Genomic DNA, 19,982 nt, shown 5'->3' with positions numbered 1-19,982 from the left:
GGGACGCCTCGTCGACCTCCAGACAGGCGGCGTCAGGCACGCGGGTAACTTTACAGTAAGCAATCCAGTATGTGACCCTGCAAATTTGTGGCGATCGCAAGCGCGGCGTAGCCGGGCGAAGTGGGTCGCCACCAGAGGATCTGGTCGCACGACGAATCTCCATGAGGTAGGACATAGGCATGCCGAAAGCCCAGGATTGGGGAGAAACGCTCGAGGATCTCGCGCGGCGCCGTCAGCAGGCGTGGGACATGGGCGGCCCGGAGCGCCTCGACAAGCATCGCAATAAGGGCAAACTGGACGCCCGCGCGCGCATCGACCATCTGCTCGACGCGGGCACCTTCCGCGAACTGGGCACCCTGGTCGGTGGCGAGATCGCGGCCGACGGGCTGGTCGTCGGCTCCGGTGAGATCAACGGATCACCGGTGATGCTGGGCGCCGAGGACTTCACCACCATGGCGGGCAGCATCGGGCCCGGTGGCAACTCGAAGCGGTACCGCATCGCCGAACTGGCGCTGCGGGACAAGATTCCGCTGGTGATGCTGCTCGAAGGCGCCGGCTTTCGCCCCACCGGCGGCCACTACGGCCGGACACCCACCGACCTGCTCGCCCAGGCGCAGTGCTCGGGGCGCGTCCCGACCGTCGCTGCCGTGCTCGGCCCGTCGGCCGGACACGGCGCCCTGGTGGCACCGGTCTGCGACTTCCGGATCATGAGCAGGCAGGGTGCCATTTTCACCGCCGGGCCGCCGGTCGTCAAAGAGTCGACCGGAGAAGAGATTTCGAAAGAAGACCTCGGTGGCCCGACCGTCGCGCTGCCCAGCGGAGTGATCCACAACGTGGCAGACGACGACGAGGCGGTCCTCGACGACGTTCGGCGCTATCTGTCCTACTTCCCGCCGAGCGCATGGTCCTACCCGCCGTCACTCCCCGCGGACGAGGCCGCTCGGCCGCGACAGACGCCGGAATTGCTCGACATCGTGTCCCGGGACAACCGCCGCGTCTACGACATGCGGGCCGTGCTCGACGTCGTCTTCGACAGCCCCGACTGGTTCGAGGTGCAGCCGCAATTCGGCAAGGCGATCATCTGCGGGCTCGCCCACCTCGGCGGCCACCCGGTCGCGGTGGTGGCCAACCAGCCCCAAGTGCTGGCCGGCTCCATCGACGCCGACGCCGCCGACAAGGCCGCACACTTCATCATGGTGGCCGACTCGTTCCACCTGCCCATCGTCTTTCTCGCCGACAATCCCGGCATGCTGCCCGGCAGCCGCTCCGAGCGCAGCGGTGTGCTGCGGGCCGGCGCGCGGATGTTCGCCGCGCAGACGGCCGCCACCACGTTGAAGCTGCACCTCACGCTGCGCAAGGCATACGGGTTCGGGTCGATGGTCATGTCGTTGTTGGGCTTCGACCATCAGGTCGCCACCTTTGCCTACCCCGGGGCGACGATGGGCGCCATGAGCGCCGCGGCGCTCAGCCGCGCATCGCATGCCGGGGAAGATCTCTCGGTCAAGCTGCGCGACGCCGAACTCCAGGCGTCGTATCGGTCCGCCGAACACATGGGGTTCGACGAATTGATCGATCCCCGTGAGACACGTGACGTCCTGCTCGCTTCGTTGAAGCGCGGCCTGTCCAGCAGGCAAGCCGCCGCCGAACCCGTCAGCCGCACCGTCATCATGCCGTAAGTGGCGCGCCCCCCGGCATGCCACAACCGAAGCTAATCCGCGGCGCGGTAAGCCGCGACGATCGGCTCGAGCTCGTCGGGTGTGGCGCCGTGCATGATGACCGCGTCGGCCCCACAGTCGAATTCTTTCCGGATGCGCTCCACGCACTGCTGCGCCGACCCGGTGGCCGAGGGCTCCAGCCATTCGTCGGGAATCAGCGTCGCGATGTGCTCGATCTGCTCGGCCGTGCCCTTGTGATCGATCCCGCCGGCGATCGAGGTGACCACCGGGTCTTCGCGGAACCGTTGCAGCACAGCGGGATCCCAGTTGTTGGTTTCGACCAGCAGGTCACCGTAGCCCTGCAGATAGGTGGCCAGGCGAGCCACGGTCTTCTTCAGCCGCAGCTGTTCGGGCAGGTGGTCGCCGACGGTGGCGAAGCACGACCACACCCGCACGCTGCCCGGGTCGCGTCCGGCCTTCTCCGCCGCGGACTTCACGGCCTTGACGCAGCGCTGCAAGGTCTCGGGGGTGAAGTAGGTGTGGAGGATGACGTCGTCGAACACGCGTCCGCCGAGGGCGAGCGTGTGGGGCCCGAAGGCCACCAGCGCCAGCCGAATGTCCTCGTTGAAGTCGGGATCGAGGAACAGGATGGGGTACTTGCCCATCGGGCCGTCGTGGTTGAAGATCAGCTCACCGCGCCACAACCGGCGCATCACGTGCGCCCAGTCCTCCATCTGCGCGGTCGTGACCGCCGGGATGCCGAAGGCCCCATAGATCGCGGCGATGCCGCGGCCGACGCCCAAGGTGAACCGGCCGCCGGACAGGCGATGCATCGTGGCCGCCCATGATCCGGTGATCAGGGGATGGCGGGTGTTGTGATTGGTTGCGGCGGTGGCGATTTGCATCCGATTGGTCACGGCGCACGCCGCTCCGACCAGAGACGACGCTTCCTTGACGTTCCACCGCTCGGAGATGAAGGCCGTGCCGAAGCCGAGTTCCTCGCCACGGCGGGCCTCGTCCAGCAACGTCGCCGGGCCCTCACCACCGGCGCCCGCCAGCAGGTAGTAACCCAATTCGTCAAGCACACGGTCACTCAATTCCAAACCCCTTGCTGGTAGCCGCAGTTCCAGACCTCGGTGATCTTGCCCTCGACGACGCGGAACACCTCGATGCCGGCGACGTTGGCCTCGGTGCCGTCTTTGGCGATGATCACCGAGTCGTAGACGATCGCCACGTGCTCGCCGTCGTCGCCCTCGATGACGACGTTGAGGTCGAAGTGCAGTGAATCGGCCATTTTCCACATGTCCACCACCCGCTGCACCGCTTCAGCGTGGGTCAGTGTGCGGATCCCACCGACCTCGTGCCGAATCACGGTGTCGGCCAACAGGTCCTCGGCCAGGTCGATGTTGCATTCGTTCCACACCACCAGGTTGTAGAGCTCGACCACCGTTCGCGCAGTCCATGTGGCCATTAGTCGGGCATCACTGCTTTTCGCGCGGCCACGTCACGCAGAAATCGATCGGTGACGCGCTGCACACGCCGGGAGAAGATGTGTCCGACATGGCTGCCGTCATACCAGTACAGTTGGCCGCCCCAACGTTCCTGCAACGCGTTGGCGGGCTCGCGCATCGCCATCCGGTCGTGCCACGCCCCGACGATGAGCCGGCGATCCGGCGGCGGAGACGGAATGGCCGCCAGCGGATCGATCACCGAGGTCAGCTGGGTAACGACAGGGGATTCCAGCAACTCGCGGAACCCCTCGCGCGATGTGCCCCACCGATGTAGGTGCCGCGCGATCATCGCATTGAGCCCAAGGATCGGCGTGTAGAGGGCGACCCCGTCGACCTGCTTCTCCAGGTGGGAGACTAGCGCGGCCACCGGACTGCCCATCGAAATGCCCGCCACCACAACGGCGCTGGCCTGTGGCCGCACCCAGCGCACGACCGCGCGCACCTCGGACACTACGCGCATCATGCCCGCGACGTTGCCCAGCGGATCCATGTCGGGATAGACCGGCCATTGGCGTCGCCGGCAGCCGTGGCCGGGCTGCACCGGCAGCGCAACATTGAATCCCAACTTGTGATGGATCCGCCCGATCCGGGACAACAGCAGGTCTTCGCTGCCACCCTGGCCGGCGCCGTGCACCCAGACCAGCCACGGCCTGGGATGGTCGCGATGCCGGCACAAGTGCACCACCGCCCGCGCCGGGCCACCCAGGCCGTCGGCCTCCAGAGTTGCCGGCAACGCCGGGTCGTGCTCGAAAGCCATTCGGTCATAAGCCAGGCCCGCGATGCTGCGCTTCCGAATCCAGCTCGGCCGCAACGGTGTCGGGTCTTCATGCGCCCGGTCGATGCCCAGCGAGGAGAGCTCCTCAGCCGCCGCCGTGCACGCATCCAGTGGTCGCATCGCCGCGGGACTTCCGCCCAGCAGCGAGAAGGCGCTCAGGACCAGTTCGTCGAGCATCGCCTCGCCGAACTGTCGTGCACCGCGTGGTGACAGCGGGGCCCAGCCGGTCGACTCCTGCAAGCCGGCCACCGTGCGCGGTGTCAGCATTCCCAATTCGCGGATCACATCTTTAGCCAGGCCCAACCCGCTCATTGTCGTCGCCATGTTGCTCACCTTCGCCAGCTACGCCAGTTTGAAGCCGGTGTATCCGCCGGCCGCGATTTCGTCGCAGCGGCGCCGGTATTCGGGTATTCCGCCGGTGTAGCCCATGTACATCCGTTTCTTGCCGGGCACGTTGCCGCCGTTGTACCAGGAGTTGCACGACGGGTGAACCAGCACCGTCGGCGCCACCAGCGCGGTGGCGTGATCGATCCACTCCCGCTGCGCGGTGCTCAGTGCTTCGATGGTCCGAATGTCGTTGGCGCGCAGATGCGCAATGCAGTCACCGATCCACTCCACGTGCTGTTCGAGAGCGGCCACGAAGTTCGTGGCGGCGCTCGGGCTGCCCGGCCCCTGCACCGTGAAGAGGTTCGGGAAGCCGGCGACCGCAAGGCCCAGATACGACAGCGGCCCTTCGGTGGCCCAGAATTCGCCCAGCGACATTCCGCCGCGACCGCGCACGTCGATCCGGCTCAGCGCGCCGGTCATGGCGTCAAACCCGGTGGCGTAGACGATCACGTCGAGTTCGTGCACCCGGTCCTCGGTGCGGATGCCGGCGGGCGTTACCTCGCGGATCGGCGACTTGCGCAGATCAACCAGCGTGACGTTGTCCCGGTTGAATGTCTCGTAGTAACCCTGGTCGATGATCGGCCGCTTGCACGCAAAGGGATGCACCGGCACCAACGACGCCGCGGTCGCGGGGTCCTTGACGATCCGGGCCACCGCCTCGCCGTACAGTGCGGCCGCCATCCGGTTGGCTTCGATGTCGAAGAAGATGTCGCCCCAGTTCAACGCGCCCAGCACGCCGTTCTCCTCGATCGCGCGCAGCTGTTCTTCGCGTGTCGCCGACTTCAGCGGCGGCCTGCCGAGCATCTCGAGCAGCACGGAGAAGGCGCTCAACCGGGCCGCCCCTATCGGGTGGGCTCGCTGGGCCGCCCGGATGTCGCCGTAGCGTGCCTTCATCTCGTCGAGTTCGCCGGGCTCGAACCGATGCACGCGCCAGGGCAGGGTGTATGCGGGCGAGCGCTGAAATACGGAGAGTTGCAAGGCTTCTCGGGCCACCACCGGGATGAGCTGAACGCCTGTCGAGCCGGTGCCGATGACGCCGACGCGCCTACCGGTGAGGTCGACGCCGTCCTCAGGCCAGCGGCTGGTGAACAGTGACGTCCCGGTGAAGGCGCCCATTCCGGGGATGTCGGGTTCCAGCGGCACCGACAGGATGCCGGAGGCAGCGACGACGAAGGGCACGCGGAACGTTTCGCCGGCTTCGGTGCGCACCAGCCACAGGGCGGCTTGTTCGTCGAACGTCATCGCGACGACCTTGGCGCCGAATTGGATGTCGCGACGGAGGTCGAGCCGGTCGGCCACGAAGTTGAGATAGGCCTCGATCTCGGGCTGGGCGGGCATCGACTCCGTCCACACCCACTCCTGCTGAATCTCTTCGGAGAAGCTGTAGGAGTATTCGATGCTCTCGATATCGCACCGCGCGCCGGGATAGCGGTTGACAAGCCAGGTGCCACCGACCTTTTCGGCCATCTCCAGCACCCGGGTGCGCATCCCGAGTTGCCGCAGCCGGTGCAGCATGTACAGCCCGGAGAAGCCGGCGCCGATGACCAGCACATCGAACGAGCTATCAGCCGCGGCCATCGTCACCACCGGTGATCTTCGAGATGCTTCGGCTGAGGTGCAGGGTCTTGATCCGCCCTGCACCGTCTGGCCTTCACCTGGCGGAGCGCTTCCAGCTCGTCAGCCGCCTCAGTCATGTCACTCCCTTGCCGCTTACGCACCAGACTGCTGAAATCTATACTGTAACGGGCTTAGTATCTATCCGGAACCGAGAGGCTGTGCGTGAAAGTCCCATTCACCTGGAAGGTCACCGGCTGGTTCATGGTCGGCTGGTCTCCCGAGTTTCCCATCGGCGAGGTGCGGCCGCTGCACTATTTCGGTGAGGACCTGGTGGCCTACCGGGATGAACAGGGTGAGCTGCACGTCTTGGAAGCACATTGCAAACACCTCGGCGCGCACATCGGTCACGGCGGCAAGGTGGTCGGCGACTGCGTCGAGTGCCCCTTCCACGGCTGGCGCTGGGGTCCGGACGGCACCAACCGATACATCCCCTATCAGCCCGACCGGCCGAACCGCGGGCTACGGCTCAGGGTGTTTCCCGTCCAGGAGCAGTACGACTGCGTCTTCGTCTGGCACCACCCGGACGGCACGAAGCCGCAATGGGAGATGCCGGACATCTTTCACAAGTTCCCGCAGTTCGAGACGGACCCGACGGCCTATTACCGGGCATACCCGGAATTCTCCCGGCGCGCTGAGCGCGAACCGGTGCATCCGCAGATCGTGGCCGAAAATGCCCCCGACAGCGCCCATTTCGAGTACGTGCATAAAGCCACGGTCACGCCCAAGGTGCTGGACTGGAAGATCGTCGACCAGGAATGGCAGTTCGTCGCGGGCTGGCCGGACGCGCGCAGCGACGACCCCGAGGGTCTCGCGTTGAAGTTTCACAGCCACTTGTTCGGTCTCGGCGGCGCGATCAGCGTCTTCGAGGGTGCACAGAATCATCGGCTGATCTTCACTTGCACACCCGTCGACGACGAATGCTCGGACCTGTTCTACTCGATCTGGTGGCCGCGACTCCCCGGCGACACCGCCGACGTTCCCGAGGGCAAACTGCGTGAGATCATCGAAAACCAGTTCCTGTCCACCGTCTTCGACGATCTACAGATCTGGCGATACCAGAAATACGTGGAGCACCCCGCGCTGTCGAAGGTCGATGCGAAAGGTTACATGGCGCTGCGGAAATGGGCGACGCAGTTCTATGACGTCGCGCCGGTGGGCGCTCCGGCATGACGGACCGACTGGCCCGACTGGCCGCACCCGAGCACACCGCGATCGTGACCCAGGAGTGCCAGGGCGCGGTGATGGGCCCCGACGCCGGACTGGCGATGCTCGCCGAGGAGGCCCGCCGCGAGGCGCTGCCCAACATTGCGCGCCTGCTGCCTGCGGCCCGGGCTGCCGGGGTGCGCGTCGTGCACTGCCTGGTGCAGCGGCGGGCCGACGGACTCGGCTCCAACCACAACGCGAAGATCTTCGCAATGGGCGGCGGCAATCAGGTGGACATCACACCCGGTACGCCGGGTGCGGAATTACTTCCCGAATTAGGGCCGGAGCCTTCGGATTTGGTGTTGCGCCGGTGGCACGGCGTGGGTCCGATGGGCGGCACCGACCTGGACGCGGTGCTGCGCAATCTCGGGGTTTCGACCCTTGTCGTGGTTGGTGTTTCGCTGAACATCGCGATTCCCAACCTCGTCATGGATGCCGTCAACGCGGCCTACCGGGTGGTCCTCCCCCGCGACGCGGTGGCCGGCGTACCCGCCGACTACGGTGCGGCGATGATCGCCAACACGCTGTCGCTGCTGGCCACCATCACCAGCACCGACGATCTGCTCCGGGCATGGGACGAAGGAACGCGATGACCGACACAGCGCCCGACGTTCGAGGCGGATCCCCCGACGTCAGGCCCGTCGCGGACGCGCCCGCGGAGTTGGGGCCGTTCGTCGCCGCGCTACGCCGCCTGCAGGATCTCACCGTGTCCACCAACCCGGACCCCGCGCTGTGGGCCGCCGCGGCCGAGCACCTGGAGACCGCCTGCGCGCTGCTGGACAGCCACCAGGTACCGGAGACCGAGGCGGTGGCCGGCCGGGTGCTGAGCCTGCCCGGGCTGGCCCATCCGCTGATGCCGCCCTGGATGATGACCGAGTCCGGTCCCGACGGCGTGCGGATGACCGGCCATTTCAGCACCGCCCACATCGGCGGGAACCGGGCCGTGCACGGCGGCATGATCCCGCTGTTCTACGACTGGTTGTTCGGCATGGTCGTGACCACCGCGGACATCCGGCCGACGCGCACGGCCTACCTACATGTCGACTTCCGCAGCGTCACCCCCATTGACCAGCCGCTGACCGCCCAGGGGCACATCACCAGCGTCGACGGCAGGAAGGTTTTCATTGACGCTACTATGACAGCCGCAGATGGAACCTTGCTCAGCGAAGCCAACGGCTTGATGGTTCGACTGCTACCCCACCAGCCGTGAGAGGCCCGATGTCCGACACCGCAACAACATTCACGGTTCCGGCCGTGGCCAAGGCCGTCGCCGCCGCAATCCCCGATCGAGAGCTGATCATCCAGGGAGACCGGCGCTACACCTACCAGCAGGTGATCGAACGCTCCACCCGGCTGGCCGCATACCTGCACTCGCACGGGTTGGGTTGCCACATCGAGCGCTCGGCGCTGGGCGGCCACGAGGTGGGCCAAGACCTGCTTGGGCTCTACGCCTACAACGGCAACGAATTCGTCGAGGCATTACTGGGCAGCTTCGAGGCGCGCGTCGCCCCGTTCAACGTCAACTTCCGCTACGTGAAGAGCGAACTGCAGTACCTGCTGGCGGATTCCGGCGCGACCGCGTTGCTCTACCACGCCGCGTTCGCACCACGAGTGGCCGAGATCCTGCCGGATCTGCCACAGCTGCGTGTGCTGATCCAGATCGCCGATGACTCGGGGAACGACTTGCTGGACGGCGCAGTCGATTACGAGGCCGCCCTGGCATCGGTGTCCCCGGAGCCACCGCCGGTGCAGCACTCCGCCGACGACCTGTACGTGCTGTACACCGGCGGCACCACGGGAATGCCGAAGGGCGTGTTGTGGCGCCAGCACGACATCTTCATGACGTCCTTCGGCGGCCGGAATCTGATGACCGGCGAGCCCTCGAGTTCCATCGACGAGATCGTCGAGCGTGCCGCCTCGGGTCCGGGCACCAAGCTGATGATTCTGCCTCCGCTGATCCACGGTGCGGCGCAGTGGAGTGTGATGACCGCGATCACCACCGGGCAGTCCGTCGTCTTTCCCACGGTCGTCGATCATCTGGACGCCGAGGACGTGGTGCGCACCATCGAGCGGGAAAAGGTCATGGTGGTCACGGTGGTTGGCGATGCGATGGCCCGGCCCTTGGTCGCCGCGATCGAGAAGGGGGTAGCCGACGTCTCGTCGCTGGCGGTCGTCGCCAACGGCGGTGCGCTGCTGACCCCGTACGTCAAGCAGCGCCTGATCGAGACGCTGCCGAACGCCGTTGTCGTCGACGGGGTCGGATCGTCGGAGACCGGGGCGCAGATGCACCACATGTCGACGCCGGGAGCGGTGGCGACCGGCACGTTCAACGCCGGGCCGGACACGTTCGTGGCCGCCGAGGACCTGACGGCAATCCTGGAACCGGGCCACGACGGCATGGGCTGGCTGGCGCAGCGGGGTTACGTCCCGCTCGGTTACAAGGACGATGCGGCCAAGACCGCCAAGACCTTTCCGGTGATCGACGGGGTTCGGTACGCCGTCCCCGGTGACCGCGCGCGCCACGGCGCCGACGGCTCCATCGAACTGCTGGGCCGGGATTCGGTGACCATCAACTCCGGCGGCGAGAAGATCTTCGTCGAGGAGGTCGAAACGGCCATCGCGTCGCATCCCGCGGTGGCCGACGTGGTGGTCGCCGGCCGGCCGAGCGAGCGGTGGGGCCAGGAGGTCGTCGCCGTGGTGGCGCTCGCTCCGGACGCCAGCGCCGACCCCGCAGAGCTGGTGGCGCACGCCGCGCAGACGCTGGCGCGCTACAAACTGCCCAAGGCGATCGTGTTCCGTCCGGTCATCGAGCGCAGCCCGTCGGGCAAGGCCGACTACCGGTGGGCACGCGAGCAGGCGGTGAGTGGCTGACCGGTGATCCCGGCGGCCCGCTACGAAATACGTGGACCATGTCGCTGCTGCCGTACGCCGGCGTCGACAAAACCGCGCAAAGTGGCTGACGCCGAATTGTTTCCGGGTGTGGAACCCTCACCGTCCGCCGGGCCAACCTGGCACAGTCAGGCCAATATTGCCTACTGTAAGAATTACAGTAGGATCTTACGAAGTAGGTGTTCGATCGTGCTGACATCAAGATGCTGGAGGTCGCGTGACGACCAACGTTCACACCGCCGCCGGTGCCGGCGACGAGACGGTCAGCCTGCGTGACCCCTACCCGTTCTTTGCCCGCAAGCGGCGGGAGGCCGGCGTGTTCGCCGGCACGGTGATGGACTACTCCAAGACGCCGGAGTCCCTGTGGCCCAAGCAGGAGTACTCCGCGATGTCGTTCAACGCGGTCAACACGGTTTTCCGGGATGGCCGGGTGTTCAGCTCCAAGCCGTATGACAAGACGATCGGCCTGTTCATGGGGCCGACGATTCTGGCGATGGGGGGCAAAAAGCACCGCGAACACCGCAACCTGGTATCCGCGGCGTTCAAGTCCAAGGCGCTGGCCCGCTGGGAACCTACCATCGTGCGGCCGATCTGCAACGCCCTGATCGACGAGTTCATCGAGACCGGCAGCGCCGACCTGGTGCGGCAGTTCACCTTCGAATTTCCCACCCGGGTCATCGCCCGGCTGCTCGGGCTGCCCGATGAAGACCTGCCGATATTCCGCACCCGCGCCGTGCAGTTGATCAGCTACCACGTCAATTACGAGCGCGCCTTCGAGGCTTCCGCGGCGCTCAAGGAGTATTTCATCGAGCAGATCGAACGGCGCAGGTCCAAGCCCACCGAGGACATCATCGGGGACCTGGTCACCGCGGAGATCGATGGCAAAAAGCTCACGGACGAAGCCATTTACTCGTTCCTGCGCCTGCTGCTACCCGCCGGCCTGGAAACCACCTACCGCTCGTCAGGAAACCTGTTGTATCTGCTGCTCACTCATCCCGAACAGTTCGCCGCGCTGCAAGCCGACCGCGAGCTGCTGGCTCCGGCCATCGAGGAGGGACTGCGCTATGAGACACCGCTCACCACCGTGCAACGCTTCACCACCGACGCCACCGAGCTGGAAGGCGTGAAAATTCCGGCACGTTCGGTGATCGGTGTGTGCGTCGGTTCGGCCAACCGCGACGAGCTGCGCTGGGAACGCTCCGAAGAGTTCGACATCTTCCGCAAGCACATGCCACACATCTCGTTCGCCGCCGGCGAGCACACCTGCCTGGGTTTGCATCTGGCACGGCTGGAAACGCGTGTCGCGATGGAATGCCTGCTGAACCGGCTGACCAACGTCACCTTGGTGACCGACGATGACCCGCACATCCACGGTCAGCCGTTCCGGTCACCGGATGCGCTTCCGGTGACGTTCGACGCGAAGTAGGGTCGGCAAAATGGTCAAAGTCATGTCGGGCTTTCGGGTCCTGGAGCTTGCGCAATTCACCTTCGTTCCGGCGGCGGGAGCCATCTTGGCCGACTGGGGAGCCGACGTCATCAAAGTCGAACACCCCGCGCGCGGCGACACCCAGCGCGGCTTCCTGAATATGGGTGGCATACAAGTCGATCCGGAGCGCCACCCGCTGATGGAACACCCCAACCGCGGCAAACGCAGCGTCGGGATCGACGTCTCCACGCCGGGCGGTCAGGAGGTGATCTACGAGCTGGCCAAGACCGCGGACGTGTTCCTCACCAACTACATGCCCGCCCAACGGCAGAAGCACAAGTTCGACGTGGAGCACATCCGCGCGGTGAACCCGAACATCGTGTACGCCCGCGGCTCGGCCTACGGCGACAAGGGGGCCGAGCGTGACACCGGCGGCTACGACGGCACGGCGTTCTGGACGCGCAGCGGCATCGGATACGCCCTGACACCTGAGGAACTGGGCGGTGCACTGGGGCAAGGCATTCCGGCATTCGGCGATTCGATCGGCGGCATGTTCATCGCCGGTGGCATCTCGGCCGCACTGCTGCATCGCGAGCGTACCGGCGAAGCCGTCGAGCTGGACGTGTCGCTGCTGAGCACCGCCTGGTGGGCGGCCGGCGCCAGCGTGACGCAGGGCATGGAGACCGGTGAAGTGATGCGCACGCCCATGCCCGGTTCCGGCGCGGCCTCGGTGAATCCCTTCATGGGCAACTACCAAACCTCCGACGGCGGCACCATCAACTTGTGCATCATCAGCCCGACCGGACTGATCCGCGACACGTTCGAACACCTGGGCATCCCCGAGGCGGCCGACGATCCCCGTTTCACCGACGTGCTCCCGCTGATCCAGAACGCCGACGCCGCCGCCGAGCTGATCTCGAAGGCCTTTGCCGGCAAGCCATTTGACTACTGGCGCCACCACCTCAAGACGATGAAAGGTCAGTGGGCACCGTTCCAGAGCCTCATCGACCTGATCGACGACGAGCAGGCGATCGCCAACGACATGATCGCCGAAGTCGAACTCGCCGGCGGCGGCAAGCCGTTCCGCGTGGTCCGCGGCCCCGTTCAGTTCAACCACGAGCCGTTGACGACGACGCGGGCGCCGCAGGCCAGCGAGCACACCGAGCTGGTCCTGATGGAGCTCGGCATGGACTGGGACCGGATCGAGGAACTGAAGAATGCAGGAGCCATTGCGTGAACCGCGCCGCGACGATGCAGTGCGGGTACCACCCGCCGGCGGGGGACGTAGCGATGAGGAGTGGCGCTCGTGAATGATGTCGCCATCATCGGCGTGGGTTTACACCCGTTCGGACGCTTCGAGGGCAAGTCTGCGATGCAGATGGGCGTCGACGCCATCCTCGCCGCGGTGGCCGACGCCGGTATCGCATGGCGGGACGTCCAATTCGCCACCGGCGGGAGCTGGACGGTGGCCAACCCGGACGCGATCGTCGGCATGGTCGGCCTAACCGGCATCCCGTTCACCAACGTGTTCAACGCATGCGCGACCGCCGCCAGCGCCGCCAAGGCGTGCGCCGACGGCATCCGGCTGGGCGACTACGACATCGGTATCGCCATCGGCCTGGACAAGCACCCCCGCGGTGCGTTCACCGAGGACCCCGCATTGGTCGGGATGCCGCGCTGGTATGCGGAGAACGGCCAGTACCTGACAACCCAGTTCTTCGGCATGAAAGCCAACCGCTACCTGCACGATCACGGCATCTCCCAGCAGACCCTGGCCAAGGTCGCCGCCAAGAACTTCCGCAACGGAGCGTCGAATCCAAACGCCTTTCGGCGCAAGCCCATCCCCGAAGAAGACATCCTGAACTCGGCGATGCTCAATTACCCACTGACCCAGTACATGTTCTGCGCACCCGACGAAGGCGCCGCCGCCGTGGTGATGTGCCGAGCGGACATCGCGCACCGCTATACAACCAAGCCCGTCTACCTGCGCGCGGTGCAGGTCCGCACCCGCCGCTACGGTGCCTACGAGGTCAACACCACCTGCGCGCCGGTCGAAGAAGATCTGGCCCCAACGGTTTACGCCGCCCGTAGCGCATTCGAGCAGGCCGGCATCGCCCCCGACGACGTCGACGTGATCCAGTTGCAGGACACCGACGCCGGCGCCGAGATCATCCACATGGCCGAGTGCGGCTTCTGCGAGCACGGCGATCAGGAGAAACTGCTGGCCGACGGTGCCACCGAGATCAACGGCGCGATGCCGGTCAACACCGACGGCGGGCTCATCGCCAACGGTGAGCCGATCGGCGCATCCGGTCTGCGGCAGATCCACGAAATCGTGCGCCAATTGCGCGGTGAGGCGGGCGAGCGCCAGGTGCCCGGCAACCCGAAGGTGGGATTCACCCAGTTGTACGGCGCGCCGGGCACAGCGGCGGCGACCATCCTCACGACCTGAGTTGCGTCGAGTGTGAATCCCTGGCTTTCAATGTGATTCCCAGGCGACGACACGCCGACGAAGCCCGGCCTCAGTTCACGCCGAAAGCCATCAATTCACAATCACTTTCGCCGATGTCCCGGCGTCAGGAGGCTTTCTGGGCGACCGGCGCGTAGGCCGGCTTACCGAGACCCAGCACGTACTGCGCGATCATGTTGCGGAACACCTCAAGCGTGCCGCCATAAATCCCGACCAGCGGGGCGAACCGGTAGACGTATTCCGCGGCACCGTTGTCGGCCGCGCCGTCGGTGCCGAAGGGCAGTGTGGCCGCGGTGCCGAGGATGTCCATCAGGTCCGGGGAGATGTCACGCATCGTCTGCGCCAGGGCGACGCGGCCGAAGATGCTGGGCGCACTCAGCGACGCCTCCATCCGCGCGGCGCTGCGCCCCAACCGATATGCCACGGACGAGTCATCAATCAGCCTGCGCCCGTTGGGATCGCGCTGCCCGACCTTGGCAGCGGCCTTGTCCAGGGCGTCGGCCATGAATCCGGCCTGGTGCATCATGATCGACACGTCCTGCAGTCCGTCCGGGGCGGCCGCCACCGCACCGTGCTCGGTGTTGAGGGGTTCACGCAACACCGTCCAGCCCGCGTTCACGTCGCCGAGGCGATACTTGTCGTCGACGCGCACGTCGCTGTAGTAGACGATGTTGGTGCGGTCGCCGTCGACGGTGCGGATGCCCTGGATCTCGATGCCCGGGGAGTCCAGCGGAACCAGGAACATGGTCAGGCTCTTGTGCTTCTGAGCGTCCGGATCGGTGTTGGTGATCAGGAAAACGTACTGGCAGTTGTGCGCTCCGGTGGTGAACATCTTGGAGCCGTTGATAATCCAGCCGTTGCCGTCCCGCACCGCGCGGGTCTTGCAGGTGGCGATGTCGGACCCGCCCTCGGGTTCGGTGTAGCCCAGACACAGCCGGACGTGCCCGCTGAAGACGCCCGGCAGCACCTCGTCCCGCAACTCGGCCGAGCCGAACCTGGCGACCGAACGGGCCACCATGGCGGTGGTACCCCAGGTCACCCAGGGCACGTGCGCGCGCCGCTTCTCCAGCTCCCAGATGCGGCGACGTACCCTGCTGAAGCCGCCGTCGGACTCGGACTTCCATTCGCGCTCGAGATAGCCGGCGGCGCCCAACGCCAGGTGCACACGTTCGTCGAAGTTGTCACCGGTTTCCCGGTCTCGGCGCTTGACGTCTTCCGTCACGTGTGTGCGCAGGAAGTCGCGTGCTTCTTCGAGGAAGCGCTGATCGTCGTCGGACAGCGTGACCCGTGAGAAGTCCACTTAGGCGCCCTTCCCACTTTCGCGTGCGGCGACCAGCTCGCCGATGTACTTGGCGCTGGCGCCGGGATCGCCGCCGGCCAGGGCCCAGCCCCGGGCACGGACCAGATAGGCGGTCGCGGCGGCCTCCGCCGAAACACCAAGCCCGCCTTGGATGTGTACCGCCATGGTCGCGGCCTTCGCCGCCTCCTCCGCCATGAACACGAACGCCGAGGGCGCCAGTTCCGGTCGCTCGTGCGGCTCGTTGTCCAGGAACCAGGCCGCGCGCCGCGCCAGATTGCGGCCGCCCTGCACGGTGATCGCGATATTGGCCAGCGGATGAGAAATGCCCTGCAGCGTCGAGATGGGCACGCCCAGCGTGTAGCGGGTCTTGGCGAACTCGGCCGCGATGGTCATGGTCTCCTCGACCAGGCCCACCAACGCGGCGGCGCTCAGCACCCGCCACTCATCGAGCGCCCGCTGATATTCCCCCAGCGCACCGGGCCCGCTGGCCAGCACGGTGCGGGTGTCGGCGGTGGCCGGGTCCACCCAGGCCATCGGCAACCGGCCGATGTTGTCGACCTTGGTGGGGCGGGTCCCGAAGGTCAGCGCGACGACGTCGTCACCATCGCGCACGATGATCTGATCGGCGATCGAGCCGGCCGGCAGGAGCCGAGCACCAGACGCGCTGTCGTGCTGCGGATCGAATGCGGCGAGTCGCTTGCCGTGCACGACGTCGGGTTCGGCCGCGCCGAGCCGAGCGAGCAACCGTGCGGTGCAGACCTGGTCGATCCACGGCACCGGCGCCAGCGACCGGCCGATCTCCTCGGCCACCAAGGTCAGGTCGACCATCGTCGCGCCGTCGCCGCCGGCGGATTCCGGGACGGCCATGGTCGTTGCGCCCATGGCGCACAACCGTTCCCACAGGTTCTTGTCGAAGCCGGTTTCCTCGGCGGCGCGCACCGTTTCGATCGGGCAATGCGTCTTGAAGAAATCGCGGTAGGCGGCCTGCAACGCCTCGTGGTCCGACGTCAGGCTGTAGTCGAGCCTGCGTAGCTCATAGCGGTCCATCCTCAGCCTTCCTCCTGGCCACCGAAGAAGAATTCGTGGGCATTGTTGTAGAGATAGTTGTCGAGCACGTCGGCGGGCAGATCCAGCCCGGCAGCTTCGGGGACGACCCGGTGCATTCTCAGCACCGGCCAGTCGGAAGCGAAGATGACCTTGTTCGGCCCGCGGGTCCGCATATAATGCAACAGGCTCTCCGGCAACCGCTTTGGCGACCACGCCGAGGTCATCAACCGCAGGTTGGCGTATTTGATCAATAGCCTGATCGCGATGTCCCACCACGGGTCCGCGCCGTGAATCATGCACAGCTTCAATTCCGGGAATCGCACGCAGACCCGGTCCAGGTGGATCGGATTCTGCACCTCACCGGGAATGGGGGGGCCGGGGATGCCGGTGTTGATACACAGCGGCAGCTCGAGCTCGGCACACTTGGTGTACAGCGGGTAATAGACCGCGTCGCTGGGCGGATACTGACCGTCGCCCCAAAAGCTCGGTCCCACAGCGGCATAGGCAACGGGCAGGTCATTGACGATCGAGGAAAGTTCTCGCAGAGACGGCATCGGACGCAGCAAATTGACCCCACCCATCGCCAGGGCGAAACGGTCGGGCTTCTCCTCGACGAATTTGCGCGCGGTCACCGACGGCTTGGCGAGGTTGTCCATCAAGATCGCCTTGCGCACACCCTGGGCGTCCATCTCCTCGAGCAGCTTCGACAACTCGACCGGCGCGAACATGGACTCCGGCCCCTTGAAGTAGTCGTCACGCACCTTGAGCATCCAGGTCGGCTGCTGCTCGGTCTCACCAAAGTGCACGTTGACCAGGCAATCGATAGCTTTCATGTCGGCATCGGCGCCTTTGCTGTTGCGTGACGTTTGGCCCAACGGTAATCCGCCTTGCCGTTGCCCAAGCGCTGGACCCGCTCGACGACGAGAAATTCCTTGGGCGCCTTGAACCGTGCCAGTCGCGATGTGCAGAGCGTGCGCAGCTCCTCGGTGGATGCAGCGGCTCCATCTCGCAGTTCGACGAGGGCGACGAGTTCTTCGCCCCAGCGCTCGCTGGACCGACCGACCACCAGCGCGTCGGCGACCGCCGGGTGCGCACGCAGCACCTCTTCGACTTCCTCGACGAAGACCTTTTCGCCGCCGGTGTTGACCACCAACGAGTCACGGCCGTACAACCGCAACGACCCGTCGGCTTCCAGTCCGGCCCGGTCACCGGATATCACCACCCTCGTGCCGTCGATTTCGGGGAAGGTCTTGCGGGTGGCGTCGGGATCGTCGAAGTATCCCAACGGGATACGCCCTGCCCTGGCGACCCAGCCCACCCCGGGCTCGCCGGGAGAAAGGAAATGGCTGTAGTCCTCGGACAGCACCAACCCGCCTTCGCGCAGCGTGAAGGTGTCCGATTGGGTGCCGCGCCTGCTGTGACCGAAGCCCATGTTCCCGGTCTCCGATGAGCCATAACCGTTGATCAGGGTGATGTGGGGTAACAGTTCCAGCAGGGCCTGCTGATACCTCGGATTCGTTGCGGCGCCGCCGGTACCGATGGCGTACAGCGCCGGCAATTCGTAGCAGCCGCCCTGCAGCTCGGCCACCAGAGGCGCGGCGTAGGCGTCCCCCACCATGGTCATCAAACCGACCTTCTCCCGCTGTGCCGTCTCCCACACGGACCGCGGTTCGAGCTTCTTGGCGGTGTCGTACATGACCACGGTGGTACCCGCCAAGATCGCCGAAAAGGCCGTCCACATGCCGGCCGCGTGCATCAGCGGCGACACGGCGAACCACGGGGCACCGGCGTTACCGCGCACCTTGTCGTGAATCTCCTGGGCACACGCATGGTCGGCCCCCACCATCGACGAGACGTAAATGTCGGATTGTCGCCACAGCACGCCCTTGGGCCGGCCGGTCGTGCCGCCGGTGCAGATCATCAGCAGATCATCCGGGGACGCCGTCACGCCGTGGTCGGTATCCCCCTGCGCCAGTCCGTCATCCAGCGACACCGCGCCGGGCAACTCCGGCACTTCACTCCCGTCGTCGACCGACAGCAACAGGTCGCCGCCGACGTCCGTCAGCACGTCGGCGAATTTTGCACCCAAGCCGCGGTGGTAGATCACCGCTCGGGGTTTGACGTAATCGAGTAGCTCGCCCACCTCGCGCGGCGTGTAGTAGTAGTTGATGTTCACCGGGACGGTCCGGGCCTTGAGGCAGCCGATCACCATGTCGGGATACAGATCGTTGTGCATGATCAGCGCCACCCGGTCCTGTCCGCATTCCCAGTTCTGCAGGCCTGCGCGTTCCCGATGAGCCCCTAAACCTCTGGCTGCCAAGAAGTTTGCCAGCCGCCGGGTGCGTTCCGCCGATTCCCGAAACGTGCTGCGGCGGCTGCCGCACACCGTCATCGTGCGGTCTCCGATGACGTCGGCGATTTCGTCGAAAACCGCCCCTATGGTCCATTCGCTCACGGGCGTAGCCGGCCTTGGGTGCTCAAGTCGATCAAGCGGCCGAGCCGACTTGGACGCCAAGCAGGTCCATGGCGTTGTCCCGCATAATCTTTCGGACGTCGGACTCGCTGAATCCCTTCAGCTCCTCGGCGAACGACACCGGCGATTCGAGGCCTTCTCCGTGCGGCCAGTCGGAACCGAACAGGATCTTGTCGACGCCGATGGCCTCAGCGAGCTGCGGCAGATCGTCCTCGTAGTAGGGGGCGATCCACACGTTGTTGCGCAGCTGCTCCACCGGGTCTTCGGGAAAAAACTGGGGTTGGGTATTCGCCGCCTTCTTCAGGCGCTTGATCAGCCGGTGCACGAAGTAAGAGCCGTTCTCGATGCTGACCGCCTTGAGTTTCGGATGACGGGTGAACACCCCGTGCACGATCATCGAGGCCATCGTGTCGTGAATGGCGCGGTCGTCGAGGAGCACCTGATCCAACGGGTCCTTGGCACCGAAGCCCTCGAACGTCGCCTTACCGCCCCACGCCGCCGCGATGTGCAGATAACCACTGTCGGACAGGTGGAATCCCACCGGCACCCCGGCCTCGGCCAGCCGGGCCCACACCGGGTCGTGGCTGCGATCGCCCAGCGACCGCGGCTTGACCAAGCCCGGCACCGGGGCCGGCCGCACCAGCACCAGCTTGGCGCCGCGCCCCAGGACGAACTCGACCTCTTCGACGGCCTTGGCCGGGTCGGCCAGTGAGATGATCGGCGCGGCAATGATTCGGTGATCGGGCCGGTCGAAGCCCCAGTCCTCGTCGAGCCACAGATTGAACGCGTGCACCGACGCCATCGTCGCCTCGATGTCGTGCTTGAGGGCCTCTTCGACCCCGCAGCCGAACGTCGGCAGCATGAATACCGTTTCGATGTCCTGGGTGTCCATCACCGTGATCCGGGCATCGCGGTTCTGATACTCGGGATGGTCCCCCAGCCGCTCGACCTTCATCAGCGAGGCCGGGTCGACGCCCACGGGAATCTCGCCCCGGAACAACAGGTCGAGGCAGCCCGGCACGATGATGGGGTCGAAGGTGGGATTGGGGATGAAGTGGTTGACGCGGTCGCCGATGACGGCCCAGGTCCGCTTGCCTTCGTTGACCATCTGGACTCCGCGCCGTTTGAACTTCTTGTCCAGGTGGCGGGTGAACGAGTCCAGCGGCTCGTAGTAATGGTTGTCGACGTCGATCGCCTGGTAACCCAAGTCAGCCATGATCATCCTTTCC

At 65.9% G+C, this 19,982-nt stretch carries 17 protein-coding genes; 8 read left to right on the top strand and 9 right to left on the bottom strand.

Annotated features, from left to right (window positions below):
* Positions 1–179 precede the first annotated feature (179 nt).
* Positions 180–1,676, top strand: coding sequence for an acyl-CoA carboxylase subunit beta (locus tag ACIUM1_RS22230; RefSeq protein WP_406814692.1), 1,497 nt, complete (start codon positions 180–182; stop codon positions 1,674–1,676).
* A 32-nt stretch (positions 1,677–1,708) separates the two neighbouring features.
* On the opposite strand, the gene ACIUM1_RS22225 is transcribed toward ACIUM1_RS22230, so the two are convergent.
* The 4 genes from ACIUM1_RS22225 to ACIUM1_RS22210 are packed head-to-tail and all read right to left on the bottom strand — an operon-like array spanning position 1,709 to position 5,906.
* Positions 1,709–2,752, bottom strand: coding sequence for a TIGR03857 family LLM class F420-dependent oxidoreductase (locus ACIUM1_RS22225; protein WP_406814691.1), 1,044 nt, complete (start codon positions 2,750–2,752; stop codon positions 1,709–1,711).
* Entirely contained in the window at positions 2,749–3,126 is a 378-nt protein-coding gene (locus ACIUM1_RS22220; protein ID WP_406814690.1) for a nuclear transport factor 2 family protein, read from the bottom strand. The genes ACIUM1_RS22225 and ACIUM1_RS22220 overlap by 4 nt, the downstream gene beginning before the upstream one ends.
* Positions 3,126–4,265, bottom strand: a complete 1,140-nt coding sequence (locus tag ACIUM1_RS22215) for a PHB depolymerase family esterase (RefSeq protein WP_406814689.1) — start codon at positions 4,263–4,265, stop codon at positions 3,126–3,128. The genes ACIUM1_RS22220 and ACIUM1_RS22215 overlap by 1 nt, the downstream gene beginning before the upstream one ends.
* 18 nt (positions 4,266–4,283) lie before the next feature.
* Positions 4,284–5,906 carry a flavin-containing monooxygenase gene (locus tag ACIUM1_RS22210; protein ID WP_406814688.1) on the bottom strand — a complete coding sequence of 541 codons (1,623 nt, stop codon included), beginning with the start codon at positions 5,904–5,906 and terminating at the stop codon, positions 4,284–4,286.
* Between the two features lie 201 nt (positions 5,907–6,107).
* Between ACIUM1_RS22210 and ACIUM1_RS22205 the strand changes: the two genes are divergently transcribed.
* The 7 genes from ACIUM1_RS22205 (at position 6,108) to ACIUM1_RS22175 (ending at position 13,915) form a co-directional block, all read left to right on the top strand.
* Positions 6,108–7,115 carry a Rieske 2Fe-2S domain-containing protein gene (locus tag ACIUM1_RS22205; protein ID WP_406814687.1) on the top strand — a complete coding sequence of 336 codons (1,008 nt, stop codon included), beginning with the start codon at positions 6,108–6,110 and terminating at the stop codon, positions 7,113–7,115.
* Positions 7,112–7,741, top strand: a complete 630-nt coding sequence (locus ACIUM1_RS22200) for a cysteine hydrolase (protein ID WP_406814686.1) — start codon at positions 7,112–7,114, stop codon at positions 7,739–7,741. Before ACIUM1_RS22205 ends, ACIUM1_RS22200 begins: the two co-directional genes overlap by 4 nt.
* Positions 7,738–8,358, top strand: a complete 621-nt coding sequence (locus ACIUM1_RS22195; RefSeq protein WP_406814685.1) for a PaaI family thioesterase — start codon at positions 7,738–7,740, stop codon at positions 8,356–8,358. Before ACIUM1_RS22200 ends, ACIUM1_RS22195 begins: the two co-directional genes overlap by 4 nt.
* Positions 8,359–8,366: 8 nt before the next feature.
* Positions 8,367–10,019, top strand: a complete 1,653-nt coding sequence (locus ACIUM1_RS22190) for an acyl-CoA synthetase (protein ID WP_406814684.1) — start codon at positions 8,367–8,369, stop codon at positions 10,017–10,019.
* A gap of 235 nt (positions 10,020–10,254) precedes the next feature.
* Entirely contained in the window at positions 10,255–11,463 is a 1,209-nt protein-coding gene (locus tag ACIUM1_RS22185; protein ID WP_406814683.1) for a cytochrome P450, read from the top strand.
* A 22-nt stretch (positions 11,464–11,485) separates the two neighbouring features.
* On the top strand, positions 11,486–12,700 hold the full coding sequence (locus tag ACIUM1_RS22180; protein ID WP_406817812.1) for a CaiB/BaiF CoA transferase family protein: 1,215 nt from the start codon (positions 11,486–11,488) through the stop codon (positions 12,698–12,700).
* A 69-nt stretch (positions 12,701–12,769) separates the two neighbouring features.
* Positions 12,770–13,915, top strand: a complete 1,146-nt coding sequence (locus ACIUM1_RS22175) for a thiolase family protein (protein ID WP_406814682.1) — start codon at positions 12,770–12,772, stop codon at positions 13,913–13,915.
* 124 nt (positions 13,916–14,039) lie between these two features.
* Here ACIUM1_RS22175 and ACIUM1_RS22170 read toward each other — a convergent pair whose 3' ends face one another.
* The 5 genes from ACIUM1_RS22170 to ACIUM1_RS22150 are packed head-to-tail and all read right to left on the bottom strand — an operon-like array spanning position 14,040 to position 19,969.
* Positions 14,040–15,233 (bottom strand): acyl-CoA dehydrogenase family protein, encoded by a 1,194-nt coding sequence (locus tag ACIUM1_RS22170; protein WP_406814681.1) that lies wholly within the window; start codon positions 15,231–15,233, stop codon positions 14,040–14,042.
* Positions 15,234–16,280: an acyl-CoA dehydrogenase family protein gene (locus ACIUM1_RS22165; RefSeq protein ID WP_406814680.1), complete on the bottom strand. Its 1,047-nt coding sequence runs from the start codon at positions 16,278–16,280 to the stop codon at positions 15,234–15,236.
* Between the two features lie 2 nt (positions 16,281–16,282).
* Entirely contained in the window at positions 16,283–17,113 is an 831-nt protein-coding gene (locus ACIUM1_RS22160) for an amidohydrolase family protein (protein WP_406814679.1), read from the bottom strand.
* On the bottom strand, positions 17,110–18,735 hold the full coding sequence (locus ACIUM1_RS22155; RefSeq protein ID WP_406814678.1) for an acyl-CoA synthetase: 1,626 nt from the start codon (positions 18,733–18,735) through the stop codon (positions 17,110–17,112). Before ACIUM1_RS22155 ends, ACIUM1_RS22160 begins: the two co-directional genes overlap by 4 nt.
* Before the next feature lie 31 nt (positions 18,736–18,766).
* Positions 18,767–19,969: an amidohydrolase family protein gene (locus ACIUM1_RS22150; protein ID WP_406814677.1), complete on the bottom strand. Its 1,203-nt coding sequence runs from the start codon at positions 19,967–19,969 to the stop codon at positions 18,767–18,769.
* Positions 19,970–19,982 lie beyond the last annotated feature (13 nt).

Origin of the sequence: Mycobacterium sp. M23085, from assembly GCF_045343915.1 — a bacterium.
GTDB lineage: Bacteria > Actinomycetota > Actinomycetes > Mycobacteriales > Mycobacteriaceae > Mycobacterium.
This window is presented reverse-complemented; position numbering and strand designations above follow the sequence as displayed.

Bases quoted from the DNA above. Each gene is read 5' to 3' on its own strand.
- ACIUM1_RS22230 (WP_406814692.1), top strand. From the start codon at position 180: ATGCCGAAAGCCCAGGATTGGGGAGAAACGCTCGAGGATCTCGCGCGG.
- ACIUM1_RS22220 (WP_406814690.1), bottom strand. From the start codon at position 3,126: ATGGCCACATGGACTGCGCGAACGGTGGTCGAGCTCTACAACCTGGTG.
- ACIUM1_RS22215 (WP_406814689.1), bottom strand. From the start codon at position 4,265: ATGGCGACGACAATGAGCGGGTTGGGCCTGGCTAAAGATGTGATCCGC.
- ACIUM1_RS22210 (WP_406814688.1), bottom strand. From the start codon at position 5,906: ATGGCCGCGGCTGATAGCTCGTTCGATGTGCTGGTCATCGGCGCCGGC.
- ACIUM1_RS22200 (WP_406814686.1), top strand. From the start codon at position 7,112: ATGACGGACCGACTGGCCCGACTGGCCGCACCCGAGCACACCGCGATC.
- ACIUM1_RS22195 (WP_406814685.1), top strand. From the start codon at position 7,738: ATGACCGACACAGCGCCCGACGTTCGAGGCGGATCCCCCGACGTCAGG.
- ACIUM1_RS22190 (WP_406814684.1), top strand. From the start codon at position 8,367: ATGTCCGACACCGCAACAACATTCACGGTTCCGGCCGTGGCCAAGGCC.
- ACIUM1_RS22180 (WP_406817812.1), top strand. From the start codon at position 11,486: ATGTCGGGCTTTCGGGTCCTGGAGCTTGCGCAATTCACCTTCGTTCCG.
- ACIUM1_RS22165 (WP_406814680.1), bottom strand. From the start codon at position 16,280: ATGGACCGCTATGAGCTACGCAGGCTCGACTACAGCCTGACGTCGGAC.
- ACIUM1_RS22160 (WP_406814679.1), bottom strand. From the start codon at position 17,113: ATGAAAGCTATCGATTGCCTGGTCAACGTGCACTTTGGTGAGACCGAG.
- ACIUM1_RS22150 (WP_406814677.1), bottom strand. From the start codon at position 19,969: ATGGCTGACTTGGGTTACCAGGCGATCGACGTCGACAACCATTACTAC.